Raw genomic sequence first — 15232 nt, 5'->3', positions numbered from 1 at the left:
CCGTGCGGAAGGGGTGGGGGTCAGGTCCAAGGCAGTTCTCCTTTGAGGAACTGCGCGGCCGCGGGCGGCAGCGCGTCGTGGTGAAAAAAGTCGTCGGCGGGCAGGTCCACCACCACGCGGCCGCTGTCGAGCAGCACCACGCGCGTGGCCAGGCGCTTGACCTGGCCCAGGTTGTGGGTGCTCATCACCAGCGTCATGCCGTCGCGGCCGAACTCGTCGATCAGGGTCTCGACCTCGCGCTTGGCCGACGGGTCGAGGCTGGCGGTGGGCTCGTCCAGGAACAGGATGTCGGGACGGATGGCCCAGGCCCGCGCCAGCGCCAGTCGCTGCTGCTGGCCACCGGAGAGCGAGCGCGCCGGGCGGTCGACCAGCGCATGAAGGCCGACGCGGTGCAGCGCCTGGTCCAGCCGCGGCCCACGCTCGTCCGCGGGCACGCCGGCCAGCCACAGTGCGAGTTGCAGGTTGCGCCGCACCGACAGGTGCAGCAGGAAGGGGCGCTGGAACAGCATTGCCGAGCGCGGCGGCTGGCCATCGGGACGCGGGTGGGGCTCGCGCCGGCCGGTGGCCGGCAGCAGCAGGCCGTTGAGCAGGCGCAGCAGCGTGGTCTTGCCCGAGCCGTTGGCGCCCACCAGCGCCAGGCGGTCGCCGCGCCGCAGCGTCAGCGTGACGTCGCCCAGCGCCTGCACCTCGCCGAAGCGCACGCCGGCCGATTCCAGCCGGATGAGCACCGCCGCTGGGGTGTCCGACTCGTGCCTGGGTCGGCCCGCCGTGGGAATGGGGTGCCTCATGCCAGGCCGCCCACCACCGTGCCGGGCCTGCGCTGGGTGAGGCCGACGGCCAGGTTGATCAGCGCCACCACGCCCAGCAGCACCAGGCCCAGCGCCAGGGCCAGCGGCAGGTCGCCCTTGCTGGTTTCCAGGGCGATGGCGGTGGTCATCACGCGGGTCACGCCATCGATGTTGCCGCCGACGATCATCACCGCGCCCACTTCGGCCACCGCGCGGCCGAAGGCGGTGAGCAGCACCGTCAGCACCGCCAGGCGCTCGTGCACCAGCAGCAGCAGGGCCGACAGCATGCGGCCCGCCCCCATGGCCTGCAGTTCGTCGCCGCCTTCGCGCAGCGCATCGGACACCAGCTGCCGCGCCAGTGCGGCGATCAGCGGCACCACCAGGATGCTCTGCGCGATGACCATGGCCTTGGGGGTGAACAGGATGCCCAGCGCACCCAACGGCCCCGACCGCGACAGCAGCAGGTAGACGATCAGCCCCACCACCACCGACGGCAAGGCCAGCAGCGTGTTGAGCACGCCCACCACCAGCGCGTGGCCCCGGAACCGCGCCACCGCCAGCCAGGCGCCCAGCGCCAGCCCGGCCAGCGCGCCGATGGCACAGGCCGTGGCGCTGACGCGCAGCGACAGACCGACCACGCGCCAGAGGGCGGGGTCGGCCTCGGTGATGAGGCGGGCCGCCAGGCCCAGCGAATCTGAAAAGGCATTCATGGCGCGACGGGCCGCGATTCTTGCCGCGCAGCCCCGCGCTGGCGATATGCAGCGTCGTGCATAGGTGCATTCGGCCGCGGTGGCGGCTCGGGCATGATGGTCGCCCCCACGGCCCGAACACGCCCCGATGCTCGAACTGCACCACTACCCCGGCAACGCCAGTCTGGCGCCGCACATCCTGCTGCGCGAGATTGGCGTCCCCTTCACCCTGGTGCTGGTCGACCGCGCGGTGCAGGCGCACAAGCGGCCGGCCTACCTGGCGCTGAACCCCAACGGCCAGATCCCGGTGTTGCGCGACGGCGACCTGGTGCTGTACGAGGCCGCCGCCATCTGCCTGCACCTGGCCGACACCCACCCGGGTGCGGCGCTGGCGCCGGCGCTGGGCACACGGGAGCGGGCCCACTTCTACAAGTGGCTGGTGTGGATGACCAACACGCTGCAGGCCACGCTGATGCACTACTTCTATCCCGAGCGCCTGGTCGACGAGGGCAACGCCGACGGGGCCGCGCAGGTCCGCCGCCTGGCCCAGGGGCGCATCGGCGGCCTGCTCGACCAGCTCGACGCGCAGTTCGCCAGCCACGGCCAGCCCTGGCTGCTGGGCGAGCACCACAGCGCCGCCGACGCCTATGCCTTCATGCTGTGCCGCTGGACGCGCGGCTTCGAGGGCCCGGCCTCGGCACCGGCGCGCCTGCGGCCGCACCTGGGCCCCTTCCTGCAGCGCATGCTGGCGCGGCCTGCGGTGCTGCAGGTGTTGGCCGACGAGGGCCTGAGCGCGCCCTGGGTGTGAAGCGGCCGGCCCGCGCCGCTCAGGCCGGCCCGGCCTGGGGCAGCAGCGCGCGCACCTGGCTGGCGAAGCGGGCCACGTCGATCGGCTTGGACAGGTAGCCGTCGCAGCCGGCCTGGCGCATCACCGCCTCGTCGCCCTTCATCGCGTAGGCGGTGAAGGCCACCACGGCGATGTGGCGCAGGGCCGGGTCGGCCTTGATCAGCCGCGTCAGCGCCAGGCCGTCCATGCCGGGCAGCTGGATGTCCATCAGGACCAGGTCGGGCGCGCCCTCGGCGAGGCGCGCCAGTGCCTGGTCGGCATCGAGCGCATGGGTCACCTGCAGGCCATCGGCCGTCAGCACGAAATCCACCAGCTCGGCGTTGAGCCGGTTGTCGTCCACCACCAGCACGCGCGGCGCGGCCATCACCGCGGCTCCGCATCGGCGGGCGCGGGCAGCGGGCGCCAGCGGCCCAGTTGCTCGAGCACCTGGGCCAGTGCACCCCCGCCCTTGCCCAGGATGGCCTGCGCCGACCGGGTCAGCGTGGCCACCTCGTCGTCGGTGAGCAGCATGCTGGTCCAGATGAACACCGGCAGGGCCTGCCCCGCCGGCAGCCGGCGCAACGCGTCCAGCGTGGCAAAGCCGTCGAAGCCCGGCATCATCAGGTCGAGGATCAGCGCATCGGGCGGCTGCTGCTCCAGTTCGGCCAGCGCGCCACGCGCGTCGAGCCGGCCGATGGCGTCGATGTGCAGCTCTCGCAGGGCCGCCTCCATCAGTTCGAGCGCCAGCGGGTCGTCGTCGATCACCATCACCTTCAGGCGCCGGCCCTCCGGCGTGGGCAGCCGGGCCATCGAGGCCACCACCTCGTCGGTGCGCAACGGCTTGCCCAGCAGGTTGGCGATGGCGAAGGTGGCGGCCCGGCTGGCGCCGGTGGGCATGGTCAGCGCCCGCACCGGCGATTCACGGCTCGGGCCTTTGTGTCGGATGCGGGCCAGCGCGCCCAGCCCCTGCTGGTCGGGCAGTTGCAGATCGAGCGTGATGGCGTCGTAGGCCTGCCCGCCGGCGCGGTGCACGGCCTGTTCGGCGTTGGCGGCGACATCGACGTCGAACCCTGCGCCCTGCAAGCCCTGCACCACCTCGGCCTGCAGCGGGGAATCGTCCTCGATGACCAGCCAGCGCGGCGCGATCTCGGCCGACGGGCCGGTCACCCGCGGCATGTCGAGGTAGAAGACGCTGCCCACCCCAGGCGTGCTGCGCACGCCCACCCGCCCGCCCTGGGCCTGCACCAGCCGACGCGTCAGCGCCAAGCCCAGCCCGGTACCCTGGTGCTGCTTGCTGTGCCCGGCATCGAGCTGCTGGAACTCGACGAACAGCCGCGCCAGGTCCGACTCGGCGATGCCGACACCGGTGTCGTGCACCTCGAGCCGGAAGGCGCTGGGGCCCAGGCCCCGCGCGCGCAGCGTGATGCGGCCGCCCTGGGGCGTGAACTTGATGGCGTTGGACAGGTAGTTGTAGAGCACCTGCTTGAAGCGCGCGGGGTCGATCACCAGGTCGGTCAGCGCCTCATCGATGTCGGTCGTCCAGCGCAGCTGCTTGCGCATCGCCGAGGTGACCAGCACGTCGCGCACCTCGGTCACCAGTCGCGCCAGATTCACCGGCTCGGGATGGAAGTCGAACTTGCCCGCCTCCACCTTGGACAGGTCGAGCACGTCGTTGATCAGTTGCAGCAGGTGCCGCCCGCTGGTGCCGATGTGTCCCAGGAAGTGCGTGTGCTTGGGGTCGTCGACGGGCACGGCCCCCGAATGCAGCAGCTCGGAGAAACCGATGATCGCGTTCAGCGGCGTGCGCAGTTCGTGCGACATGTTGGCCAGGAACTGGCTCTTCAGCCGGTTGGCGGCCTGAATCTGCCGGTTCTCGGCCTCCAGCCGTTCGGCGCGCAGTCGCGCCGCGGCGGCCTGCCGCTGCTGGGTGATGTCGCGCGCGATCTTCGAGGCGCCGACGATGCGGCCTGTGGCATCGCGGATCGGCGACACGGTCACCGACACGTCGATGCGTCGCCCGTCGCGCCTCATGCGCACGGTCTCGAAGGGCGCCACCTGCCGGCCCTGGGCCAGGTCGTCCAGGATCTGCCGTTCCTCGGCCACGTGCTCGGGCGGGATGAGCATCTGGATCGACGCGCCGACCGCTTGCGCGGCCGTGTGCCCGAACAGCGCCTGCGCGGCGGCGTTCCAGCTGGTGATGGTGCCGTCCAGCGTCTTGCCGATGATGGCGTCGTAAGACGAGTCGACGATCGCCGCGAGCCGGTGCCGTTCGGCCTCGGCGTTGTTCAATCGCGTCATGTCGCGGAACACCATCGCCAGGCCGCGCACCGCGCCGTCGTCGGCCCGCGCCAGCGCGGCGCGCACCTCCACCGGCGTGCGCCGGCCATCGCGGGCCACCGCGGTCACGTGGTGCGGTTGCTCGATGGTCACGCCCTGCCGACGCATCACCTCGATCGGGTTCTCCTGCTCCAGACCCGCCGGCCGGTCGTCGCGGGCGAACACGGTCCACAGGCTCTGCCCCATCGCTTCGGCCTGCGACCAGCCGGTCACCCGCTCGGCGACGGCGTTCATGTGTGTGACCCGACCGGCACGGTCGGTGGCGATGAACCCCGCCTCGATGCTGGCCAGCGTGATCGCCAGGCTCTGCTCGATGTCGGCCAGGTGCTGCTCGGCCGTGCGGCGCCGGCCCACCTCGGCCTCCAGCGCGGTCACGGCCGCCTGCAACTGCGCCACGGTCGGAATCTTCAAAGCCCGCGGGATCAGCCACCACAGCGACACCGCGGTGGCCAGCGACACCGCGGCGGTGGCCAGCTTGGACAGCGCCAGCGCGCCGTAGTCGGGCTGCCAGACCGTCCAGATGTCCATCAGGTGCGTCGTGCCGCAGGCCAGGATGAAGGCGGCGAACAGGCCCACCATCCATCGGTTCTGCACGTCGGGGCGCTTTTGCACGAAGCGGCCCAGCGCGAGCGGGATCGAGAAGTAGGCCATCGCGATCACCGCGTCCGCGCCCACGATGGCCCACAGCAGCGTGGGCGTCCAGGTGAAGCAGGTGCCGTGCGGCAGGAAGCCCTCCCGCGCGAACCATGTGGTCAGCCAGTCCATGTCGATCCCCTCTTCCGTCCAAATCTCGGCCGCGCCGGGGCACGGCCAAGCCCACCAGGTGCCTGGGCCCGGGGCTGCATGCATCGACGAAGGGCAGCCGTCAGGGGTCGTCCCATGTTCCTGCCACCATTGATCGCAGTCAAGGCCGCCGGTGGGCGGTGCGGCCCCGTCGGGCGCGCCGGGTCAGCAAACCATGGCCACAATCGGCGCCATGTCGAGCGACCCCACCTCCACCGCCGCGCCCGCCCTGCAGGCCACCCGCGCCGAGCTGCCCGAGCACCTGCCGACCCGCCTGCTGGCCCACCTGCACGCGCTGGAAGACGGCCTGCTCGAACGCGCCACCGCCACCCGCCTGGTGCTGCTGGCCGCGCTGGCCGGCGAGCACGTGCTGCTGCTGGGCCCGCCCGGCACCGCCAAGAGCGAGCTGGCGCGGCGCCTGCACCGCGCCTTCGACGGCGCGCGCTACTTCGAGCGGCTGCTCACGCGCTTCTCGACGCCCGAGGAGCTGTTCGGCCCGCTGTCACTGAAGGCGCTGGAGGACGACCGCTACGAGCGCCTGATCGACGGCTACCTGCCCACCGCCGGCATCGCCTTCCTCGACGAGGTGTTCAAGGCCAACTCGGCCATCCTCAATGCCCTGCTGACGCTGCTCAACGAGCGCGAGTTCGACAACGGCGCGCAGCGGCTGCGGGTGCCGCTGGTCAGCGTGGTCGGCGCCAGCAACGAGCCGCCGGCCGACGAATCGCTGCTGGCCTTCCACGACCGCTTCCTGCTGCGCGTGCCGGTGGCCCCGGTGGGCGACGCCAGCTTCGCCGCGCTGCTGCAGTTGGGCGACGCGCCGCTACCCGCCGCCCCCGCGCCGCTGACTGCGGCCGACCGTGCCGCCGTGCTGGCCGGCCGCGAGCGCGTGGCCCTGGGCGACGACGCGCTGGCCGCGCTGGCCGCGCTGCGCGGCTTCGTGGCGCAGCAGGGTTGGCCGATGTCCGACCGGCGCTGGCGCCAACTGGTGGCGTTGATGCGCTGCGCCGCGCACACCGAGGGCCGCGCGCAGGTCGACGCGCTCGACCTCTGGCTGGTGCCCTACGTCGTCAGCCCCGACGCCGACGCCACGCCGCGCGCCGTCGACTGGGTGGCCGCGCAGGTGGCGCAGGCCTTGCCGCAAGACGCCCCCTGGCTCACCCATGCCGTCGAGGCCTTCGAGAAGCAGCTCGAGATCGAACTGCAGCTGCCTGCCGAGGACGGCGACGCCACCGGTGCCAACGAGGCCGGCAAGCTGGCCGTGGCGCGCGCGCTGGGCGGCAGCGAGGGCAGCAACGCCATGGCCCGCTTCGTCTCGTCGACGCTGGAAGACCGCCAGCGCCGCCGCTTCAGCCCCGTGCACGTGGCCGCGCGCGCGGCCCAGGTGGACGAGGTGGCCGCGCGCGCCCGGGCCGCCCGGGCACCGGTGCAGGCCGCGCTGGACACGCTGGCGCAGCGCCTGGCCGGCCGCGTCTGGCTGCCGCCCGAGCTGGCCGCGCGCTGGTGCGGCGCGCACCGCCACACGCTGGCGGTGCTCGACGGCCTGCTGGCGCGCCTGGCGGTCTGCCGGGCCGGCTTCGCCGCGCTGCCGGTGGATGCCGCGCTGGCCACCGGCACGCCGCCGCCGGTGCGGCTGGGCGGCGAGTAACGCAAGATGGGCGCGTCCACCGCGGTCACTGCGCCGAACCCGGCCGACGCGCCCTACCACCGCCTGGCCGACCTGCCGCGCACGCTGTGGCTGCCGGTGCTGATCACCGCCGTCGGCGACAGCGCCCGGCGGCTGGAGCACCTGCCGCTGTGGCGCGACACGCTGGCCCTGGGCGAACTGCCGCCGGCCGAGGCCGACTTCGGCGACGCCGAGGCGCTGGCCGCGCTGCGCGGCGTGATCGGCGAGCTGGGCCTGGCCGCGCTGTGCCGCGGCGCGCCGGCGATGGTCGAGCAGTTGCTGCGCACGCTGCTGTGGCACCTCGACCGCCTGATCGACCTGCAGCCTCGGCTCGGCCGCGCCGAGGCCATCGCCGCGGCGGCCGAGGGCTTCCGCGGCGAGTGGCAGCAGGAGAAGGGCGACTGGGAAGAACTGCTGGTGCTGCTGCAGGGCCTGGGCGACCTGGCCTCGCTGCGCTGGGACGAGCTGCGCGGCCAGTTGAGCAGCCGCGAGTTCCACGAGGCCAAGCGCATCGCCGAGCACCTGGCGCGGCTGCCGGCGCTGGCCGAGCTGATCCGCAGGCTCGGCCGCGCCGAGCGCAGTGCGCTGCCGCTGGCGCTGCCACCGCAGCCGCTGGACGCCAGCGCGCAGCGCGTGCTGGGTGTCAAGGTGGTCGAGACGCGCCTGCCCGACGCCCCGGGCGAACTGCGCGGCATCCGCCTGTCCGACCGCCTGGACGGCATGCTCGGCAGCGAGGCCGCGCTGCTGGTGCACCCGGTGGCGCACAAGCTGTGGCGCGCCCGGCGCGCCGAGGCGCGGCTGCTCACCTACGACAGCGAGGCCGTGCTGCTCGACCTGCGCCCCGACCCGCTGCGCCCGCCGCGCCACGCGCTGGCACCGCCCCGGCCCGAGGCGCTGGAGCGCGGGCCGATCATCCTGTGCCTGGACACCTCGGGCTCGATGCGCGGCGCGCCCGAGAACATCGCCAAGGCGGTGGCGCTGCAGGCGCTGCGCACCGCGCACCACGAGAAGCGCGGCTGCCTGCTCATCGCCTTCGGCGGCCCCGACGAGGTGATCGAGCGCGAACTGGGCCTGCACCGCGACGGCCTCGCCGCCCTGCTGGCGCTGATGGGCCAGGGCTTCGACGGCGGCACCGACGTGCAAGGCCCGATCGAGCGCGCCATCGAGCGCGTGCACCAGGCCCGCTGGGCCAGCGCCGACCTGGTGATCGTCAGCGACGGAGAGTTCGGCTGCACCCCCGCCACGCTGGACCGGCTGGACGAGGCGCGAGAACGGCTGGGCCTGCGCGTGCAGGGCGTGCTGGTGGGCGACCGCGAGACGATGGGCCTGATGGACGTGGCCGACGACATCTTCTGGGTGCGCGACTGGCGCCGCCACGTCGACGGCCCGGTGCCGGCCAGCCTGACCGTGTCGCCGGTGCACAGCAAGAGCCTGACGGCGCTGTACTTCCCGAATGCCATCTCGGGCCGCGCGTCGCGGCATCGGCCGGGCTGAGCGCCGCGCCCGGTGTACGCTGCGCCCGCGACCCATCCACCCGCCGAGGAATCCGCCGATGACCCACCCCCACCCGCGTCGGCGTTCCAGCCTGCTGGCCCTGGCCACCGTGGTGGCCGGGCTGGCCCCGCCGGCCTCGGCCGCCTGGGAACCCACCGGCACGCAGACCGTGCGCCTGCACGGCCGCGACGGCCAGTCGGTGGCCATCGGCAGCGTGAGCTTCCAGCCCCGCGCCGACGGCCGCACCGGCTTCACGCTGGCGCTGGACCATGGGCGGCTGAAGGACTTCTTCCTGTCGATGAAGGAGTTCAAGTGCGTCGAGGCGCCCGACGAGGTGATGTGCCACGTGCCCTACCCCTATCCGCAGCCGGGCACCGTCGGCACCGGTGACCTGGTCTGGCTGGAGCATTCGCTGCTGTTCCTGTTCAAGCGGCCCGGCGAGTTCGGCGCCAAGCTGTGGAACGGCATGTACTTCAAGCTGCAGGCCGGCGAGCGCGGCCTGGTCGGCACGCCGCAGGCCATCGACCTGAACCTCATCAGCGCGCCGCCCGCCCAGCCCGGCGTGCCGCCCTACCGGCCCGCCCTGCGCGACGACATCGCGCCCGGGGCGCGCTGGTTCGAGCGCCTGACGATCGAGTAGCGCCTTCGCCCGTCCACGCCGAACCGCATGGACGGTCCTTGCGAGGAGCCATGGCGTGCACGATGTGGCGGCAGCACACGACCCCATTGGGCCCAATTTGGCCAAATGAGGGAAAAAGGGCCCATACTGTCGCCTCAGCCCCCAGGAACCGACCATGACCGCCGCCGCCCAGCCCGCCCCCGAACCGCTCCTGGCCCAGCTGGCGCGCAAGCCCGTGTCGGACGTCAAGCGCGAGGGCTGGCGGGGCATCATGCGGTCGGTCGATGCCGCGGGCAAATTGCTGATGACCAACCACGACCAGCCCGAGGCCGTGATCCTGTCGCTGCGCGAGTTCAGGGTGCTCACCGAACTGGCCGAGCGCACGCAGCGCGACAACCAGGGCAAACTCGAGCGCCTGAGCCAGGCCTTCGATGCCGAACTGGCGGTGCTGAAGCAGGCCGATGCCGGCGACCGGCTGCGCGCGGCCTTCGACGCGCCCCCGGCGCTGAACGGTGAGGTCATCGCCGGCCGCGGCTTCTGATGGCTGCCGCCCGGCCGCCCCGGGCCGGCAAGCCGCCACCGCCACGGCCCGGCACGGCGGCCACCCCGACGCCCGCCACCGGTCGGCGGCCGGTGCTGCTGGTGCTGGCCGGCGTCAACGGCGCGGGCAAGAGCTCGGTCGGCGGTGGCGTCATGCTGCGCCGGGCAGGCCTGACCTGGTTCAACCCCGACACCTACACGCGCCTGCTCGTCGACTGCGGCCTGCCGCTGGCCGACGCCAATGCGCAGGCCTGGCAGCATGGGGTCGACCTGATCGACCAGGCCCAGGCCGCCGGCCACAGCCACGCCTTCGAAACCACCCTGGGCGGCTCGACCATGGCGCAGAAGATCGCCGAGGCCTCGCGCACGCACGACGTGCTGATGTGGTTCTGCGGGCTGTCGTCGCCCGAGCACCACATGGCGCGCGTGGCGGCCCGGGTGGCCGCCGGCGGCCACGACATCCCCGAGGCCAGGATCCGCGAGCGCTGGGTGAACGCGCCGCTGAACCTCATCGACCTGATGCCGCGCCTGCACGAACTGCGCGTGTTCGACAACAGCGCAGACGCCGCCCCCGGCACCGCGGTGCCTGACCCGGTGCGGGTGCTGCACGCGCGGCAGGGCGCCGTCGAGTTTCCTCTGGCGCTGGCAGACCTCGAACGCACGCCGAACTGGGCCAAGCCGATCGTCGAGGCGGCCCGGGCCCTGCAGCGCCGCTGAGCCGGCGCGGCAGGGCAGGCGCCGCGCGCAGACCGCGATCGGCGTGCATGCACCACGCGCGCCACCCGCCATGGCCGCAGGGCTTTGGCCGCCGCATGGAACAATCCGCGGCCCGCTGAGTCTGTCCAGGCCGGTCCAGCCTGCACACCATGCCCACCGCCCCCAAGACCTTCACCCTCGCCGATTTCGATTTCGCGCTGCCGCCCGAACTGGTTGCCCAGCATCCGGCGGCCGAACGCAGCGGTTCGCGCCTGCTCGACGGCACCGGCACGCTGCCGGTGGACCGCCGCTTCCGCGACCTGCCCGGGCTGCTGTCGCCCGGCGACCTGCTGGTGTTCAACGACACCCGCGTGCTGAAGGCGCGCCTGTTCGGCGAGAAGCCCACCGGTGGCGCGGTGGAGGCGCTGGTGGAGCGCGTGCTGCCCGGCGGCTTCGAGGTGATGGCCCACCTGCGCGCCAGCAAGTCGCCGCGGCCGGGCACGACGATCCAGTTCGCGCAGGGCGCGTTCGAGGCCGAGGTGCTGGGCCGCGGCGGGCCCGACGACGCCCTGTTCCACCTGCGCTTCCCGTCCGACCCGCTGGCGCTGCTCGAGGCCCACGGCCATGTGCCGCTGCCGCCCTACATCACGCATGCCGACGGCGCCGACGACGTGTCGCGCTACCAGACCGTGTTCGCGGCACGGCCCGGCGCCATCGCCGCGCCGACCGCGTCGCTGCACTTCGACGAGGCCGTGCTGGCGGCGCTGGCCGCGCGCGGCGTGGGCCGTGCGCGGGTCACGCTGCACGTGGGCGCCGGCACCTTCCAGCCGGTGCGCAGCGAGAACCTGGCCGAGCACCACATGCACAGCGAGTGGTTCGAGGTGCCCGAGGACACCGTGGCCGCCATCGCCGCCACCCGCGCCCGTGGCCACCGCGTGGTCGCCGCCGGCACCACCACCTTGCGCGCGCTGGAGTCGGCCGCGCTGGGCGGCACGCTGCGCGCCGGGGCGCGCGAGACCGACCTGTTCATCACCCCGGGCTTCGACTTCCACGTGGTCGACCGGCTGATCACCAATTTCCACCTGCCGCGCAGCACGCTGCTGATGCTGGTGTCGGCCTTCGCCGGGTACGCCCACGCCATGGCGCTGTACCGCCACGCCATCGAGGCACGCTACCGCTTCTTCAGCTACGGCGACGCGATGCTGCTCGACCGGCGCCCTGCCGGCGCCCCGGCGCACGGCGACTGAGCCGCCCCTTCGGACGGCACGTGCCCGCGCGCGCCAGCGCGATCTGCGTACACTGGCGCCCGCCCGACACACCCAAGCTCGCGAGAGAGGGACACCATGCACGTCAAGCTGATGCTCGCCGTCACGATCGCCGCCGCCGCCCCGCTGTCGCAGGCGGCCGCGCCCGTCTTCCTGGTCGAGGACCATTCCACCAGCGCCGTCATGGACAAGGCCACCGCCCTGTCGGTGTGGAAGGACAACCTGCCCGACAAGCTGACGCTGCGCCTGGGCAAGCTCTACAAGACCAGCCGCTGGGGCTTCCTCAGCCAGGTCGAGGGCGGCTTCACCGAGAACAAGACCTGCGTGGTCACCGCGCGCGCGGCCTTCGTGCCATTGACCCGCGGCCGCGTCATCTTCGCGCCCGACAAGATGGCCACCACCTTCGACGCCCAGCCCGGCCTCACCGGCGACCAGTGCAAGGCGCTGGCCAAGTCCAAGCTGGAGGAATCGGTGAAGGTCGTGGTGTCGGCGCTGGCGGCGCCGAAGTAGCCGCGGCCGCCGCGCGGGGCCGAGGGGCGCCGAGGGGCGATCAGCGCGGTGGGGTGCCGCGCAACGCGGCCCAGTGCTCCGGCGACAGCCGCTGCGCCACCCGCAGGTCGATGACCACCGTGTGGGCGGCCTTGTCGTGCAGCGCCTGGCGGTTCGGATCCCACAGCACCTGCAGGAAGCCCAGCCCGCCGGTGGCCATGCCCGCGGCGTAGCCGCCGTAGCGCTTCAGGCACTGCAGCACCGTCATCGGCTTGCCGGTGAGCTCGACCACCCGCAGGCCCAGCCATCGCTTGCCCAGCGTCTGCCCGCGCCAGCGCGCCGGCAGCAGCGAGAAGTAGGCGATCGACCAGCCGTAGCCGCGCGCCAGGTCGTCCCACCAGCCCAGCCACCGGTCGCGCCACTTCAGCGGTGCCGGCTTGCGGGCCTCGGCCAGCTCGGCCTCCAGTTCGGCGATGCGCGCGGCCGTCGCCACCTCGGCCACCATGGCCGAGGCCGCCGCGGCAATGGCCTGCGCCGCGTCGACCGGCCGGCCCGCCGGCACGGCACTGGCGGCCACGGCCGGCCCTGACGCCGCACCGTCGACCGCGGCCGGCGATGGCACGCCGCCGCCAGCCACGGAGGCGACCGATGCGCTCGAGGCCGCCTCGTCGCCGCGGCGCACGATCAGCCCCACGCCCGGCGCCTCCCACGTCACGTCGGCGTCGAGCTCCCGCGCGCCGTCGGCACCCGAGCCACTGCGCCAGCCCTGCTGCAGGCCGGCGAGCGCCAGCAGCGCGGCCAGTGCCCAGGCCCAGCGCGGAGCGCTGCGGCCGCGGCGCTCGGCCCAGGCCTGCGCGCCCGCCAGCACCACCAGCGCCGCGAACCACCAGCCGTTGCCCAGGCTGGCCACCACGCCGATGGCGGCCAGGTCCACGGCCATCGCCGCCGCGCGCCGCCACGGCCGCGCCAGCGGCAGGCCCAGCAGGTCGGGCGAGACGTCCAGGTCCTCCGGGGTGACCCACTGGCGCGGGTCGATCTTGGCGATGGCCATCGGCCGATCGTAGCGAAGCCGAGACGGCTGCTCCAGGGAGCGACACGGCGTGGCGTCCTGCGCAGCAGCGCTGCTCCAGCCTGGCGAAATGGCCGGCCGACTTGAGGGTCGTCAAAGCGCATCGGGTGCTGCGTTGCACCATCCCCCCCATCGATGCCATGCGATGCACAGGAGAACCCACGATGACACGCCATTCGATTGCCCTGGCCGCCCTGATGGCCGCCAGCCTGCCGGCCCTGGCCGCCGAACCGGCAAAGGACGACGCCATGCTCAAGCTGGCCACCACCAGCGGCTGCATGACCTGCCACCACATCGACCCGGGCGCCAAGGGCCCGGACGGCCTGGCCCCGATCGGCCCGGCCTGGCGCGACGTGTCGGCCAAGTACAAGGGCCAGAAGAACGCCGCGGCCGCGCTGACCCACACGGTGATGACCGGCTCCAACCCCTACGAGAGCCACTGGAAGGGCAAGGTCTCGGGCCTGGCGATGCCGCCGAACGCGGTGGCGATCAAGGAAGCCGACGCCAAGAAGCTGGTCAACTGGATCCTCGCGCTCGACGCCGGCAAGAAGTCCTGAAGAAGCCGCCCGCCGCCCGGCGGGCGCCTGCATGCGGGCTGCGACAATCCCGCCATGTTGACATTCGAGTTGCTGGCCACCGAAGGGCATGCGCGCCGGGGCCGCCTCACCTTGAACCACGGCGTCGTCGAGACGCCGATCTTCATGCCCGTGGGCACCTACGGCACCGTCAAGGGCGTGCTGCCGCGCTCGCTGGTCGACATGGGCGCGCAGATCATCCTGGGCAACACCTTCCACCTGTGGCTGCGCCCGGGGCTGGACGTGATCGCCGCGTTCAAGGGCCTGCACGCCTTCGAGGGCTGGCAGCGGCCCATCCTCACCGACTCGGGCGGCTTCCAGGTGTGGAGCCTGGGCGAGATGCGCAAGATCAGCGAGGAGGGCGTGCGCTTCGCTTCGCCCGTGAACGGCGACAAGCTGTTCCTGACACCCGAAGTGAGCATGCAGGTGCAGACCGTGCTGGACAGCGACATCGTCATGCAGTTCGACGAGTGCACGCCGTACGAAACCCGCGGCAAGCTCACCACCGAGGCCGAGGCGCGCGCGTCGATGCAGCTGAGCCTGCGCTGGGCGCAGCGCTGCCGCGCCGAGTTCGACCGGCTGGGCAACCGCAACGCCCTCTTCGGCATCGTGCAGGGCGGCATGTTCGAAAGCCTGCGCGACGAATCGCTGCAGGCGCTGGTCGAGATGGACCTGCCCGGCTACGCCGTCGGCGGCGTCAGCGTCGGCGAGCCCAAGGAAGACATGCGCCGCATCATGGCCCACACGCCGCACCGGCTTCCGGCGCACAAGCCGCGCTACCTGATGGGCGTGGGCACGCCCGAAGACCTGGTGGAGGGCGTGGCCTGCGGCGTCGACATGTTCGACTGCGTGATGCCCACGCGCAACGCGCGCAACGGCCACCTGTTCACCCGCTACGGCGACCTGCGCATCCGCAACGCCCGCCACAAGACCGACCCGCGGCCGATCGACGAGACCTGTGGCTGCCACACCTGCACCTCCGGCATGAGCCGGGCCTACCTTCACCACCTCGACCGTTGCGGCGAGATGCTGGGCCCGATGCTCACGACGATCCACAATCTGCACTACTACCTGCACCTGATGCAGGAAGTGCGCGACGCGCTCGAACAAGGCCGCTTCCAGGCCTGGCGCACCCAATTCCTGGCCGACCGCGCACGCGGCGTCTGAGAGGCTGAGAGTTTTCGATCATGCCCGCTCACCACCCCCAAACGCACCCGCTCGTCGTTGCAAATGCTCGCCATAGCCCGAGCTATGGCTGCGCTTTGCGCCTAGATCGGGCACGTCTGGGGGTGTCGCTCGGGCACGCTCGCCTTCCTCTCAGCCTCTGAGGCACCACCGAACCCACCCATCGCGCCGCGAGCGCGTCACCGAACCGGACTCCACACGCCCCATGGCG

Annotated in this window: 15 protein-coding genes; 10 read left to right on the top strand and 5 right to left on the bottom strand. The window is 72.9% G+C overall.

The features are described 5' to 3' along the window. Positions 1-20 precede the first annotated feature (20 nt). Positions 21-788 carry an ATP-binding cassette domain-containing protein gene (locus EOINJALH_RS02820; RefSeq protein ID WP_088278794.1) on the bottom strand — a complete coding sequence of 256 codons (768 nt, stop codon included), beginning with the start codon at positions 786-788 and terminating at the stop codon, positions 21-23. Continuing rightward, complete coding sequence (locus tag EOINJALH_RS02815) at positions 785-1498, bottom strand: ABC transporter permease (RefSeq protein WP_088278793.1); 714 nt, start codon at positions 1496-1498, stop codon at positions 785-787. Before EOINJALH_RS02815 ends, EOINJALH_RS02820 begins: the two co-directional genes overlap by 4 nt. Positions 1499-1625: 127 nt before the next feature. Between EOINJALH_RS02815 and EOINJALH_RS02810 the strand changes: the two genes are divergently transcribed. After that, complete coding sequence (locus tag EOINJALH_RS02810) at positions 1626-2285, top strand: glutathione S-transferase family protein (RefSeq protein WP_088278792.1); 660 nt, start codon at positions 1626-1628, stop codon at positions 2283-2285. Between the two features lie 19 nt (positions 2286-2304). On the opposite strand, the gene EOINJALH_RS02805 is transcribed toward EOINJALH_RS02810, so the two are convergent. Beyond that, positions 2305-2688 (bottom strand): response regulator, encoded by a 384-nt coding sequence (locus tag EOINJALH_RS02805; RefSeq protein WP_088278791.1) that lies wholly within the window; start codon positions 2686-2688, stop codon positions 2305-2307. Further along, positions 2688-5405, bottom strand: coding sequence for a PAS domain S-box protein (locus tag EOINJALH_RS02800; RefSeq protein ID WP_158219631.1), 2718 nt, complete (start codon positions 5403-5405; stop codon positions 2688-2690). Before EOINJALH_RS02800 ends, EOINJALH_RS02805 begins: the two co-directional genes overlap by 1 nt. 211 nt (positions 5406-5616) lie before the next feature. Here EOINJALH_RS02800 and EOINJALH_RS02795 point away from each other — a divergent pair, with 211 nt between their 5' ends. From EOINJALH_RS02795 to EOINJALH_RS02765, 7 genes are all read left to right on the top strand, one after another. Further along, on the top strand, positions 5617-7071 hold the full coding sequence (locus EOINJALH_RS02795) for an AAA family ATPase (RefSeq protein ID WP_088278796.1): 1455 nt from the start codon (positions 5617-5619) through the stop codon (positions 7069-7071). Between the two features lie 6 nt (positions 7072-7077). Continuing rightward, complete coding sequence (locus tag EOINJALH_RS02790; RefSeq protein WP_088278789.1) at positions 7078-8583, top strand: VWA domain-containing protein; 1506 nt, start codon at positions 7078-7080, stop codon at positions 8581-8583. Between the two features lie 58 nt (positions 8584-8641). Beyond that, a complete protein-coding gene (locus tag EOINJALH_RS02785) occupies positions 8642-9223 on the top strand; it encodes a hypothetical protein (RefSeq protein ID WP_088278788.1) in 582 nt (193 codons plus the stop codon). A 154-nt stretch (positions 9224-9377) separates the two neighbouring features. Beyond that, positions 9378-9743, top strand: coding sequence for a hypothetical protein (locus EOINJALH_RS02780; RefSeq protein WP_088278787.1), 366 nt, complete (start codon positions 9378-9380; stop codon positions 9741-9743). Beyond that, complete coding sequence (locus EOINJALH_RS02775) at positions 9743-10459, top strand: hypothetical protein (RefSeq protein ID WP_234413635.1); 717 nt, start codon at positions 9743-9745, stop codon at positions 10457-10459. The genes EOINJALH_RS02780 and EOINJALH_RS02775 overlap by 1 nt, the downstream gene beginning before the upstream one ends. A gap of 149 nt (positions 10460-10608) precedes the next feature. Beyond that, the gene (gene queA / locus EOINJALH_RS02770) at positions 10609-11685 is read left to right on the top strand and encodes a tRNA preQ1(34) S-adenosylmethionine ribosyltransferase-isomerase QueA (RefSeq protein ID WP_088278786.1); all 1077 of its coding nucleotides are present in this window, start codon (positions 10609-10611) and stop codon (positions 11683-11685) included. A gap of 96 nt (positions 11686-11781) precedes the next feature. Next, the gene (locus EOINJALH_RS02765; RefSeq protein WP_088278785.1) at positions 11782-12213 is read left to right on the top strand and encodes a hypothetical protein; all 432 of its coding nucleotides are present in this window, start codon (positions 11782-11784) and stop codon (positions 12211-12213) included. A gap of 40 nt (positions 12214-12253) precedes the next feature. Here the strand turns inward: EOINJALH_RS02765 and EOINJALH_RS02760 are convergent, their stop codons facing one another. After that, positions 12254-13243, bottom strand: a complete 990-nt coding sequence (locus EOINJALH_RS02760) for an RDD family protein (protein WP_088278784.1) — start codon at positions 13241-13243, stop codon at positions 12254-12256. Positions 13244-13425: 182 nt separating this feature from the next. Between EOINJALH_RS02760 and EOINJALH_RS02755 the strand changes: the two genes are divergently transcribed. Together EOINJALH_RS02755 and tgt are read left to right on the top strand one after the other, a co-directional pair. Continuing rightward, a complete protein-coding gene (locus tag EOINJALH_RS02755; RefSeq protein WP_088278783.1) occupies positions 13426-13818 on the top strand; it encodes a c-type cytochrome in 393 nt (130 codons plus the stop codon). A 54-nt stretch (positions 13819-13872) separates the two neighbouring features. Then, positions 13873-15003: a tRNA guanosine(34) transglycosylase Tgt gene (gene tgt / locus EOINJALH_RS02750; RefSeq protein WP_088278782.1), complete on the top strand. Its 1131-nt coding sequence runs from the start codon at positions 13873-13875 to the stop codon at positions 15001-15003. The last annotated feature ends 229 nt before the right edge of the window (positions 15004-15232 follow it).

The sequence above is a fragment of the Ideonella sp. A 288 genome, assembly GCF_002198735.1.
Lineage (GTDB): Bacteria > Pseudomonadota > Gammaproteobacteria > Burkholderiales > Burkholderiaceae_C > Pseudaquabacterium.
This window is presented reverse-complemented; position numbering and strand designations above follow the sequence as displayed.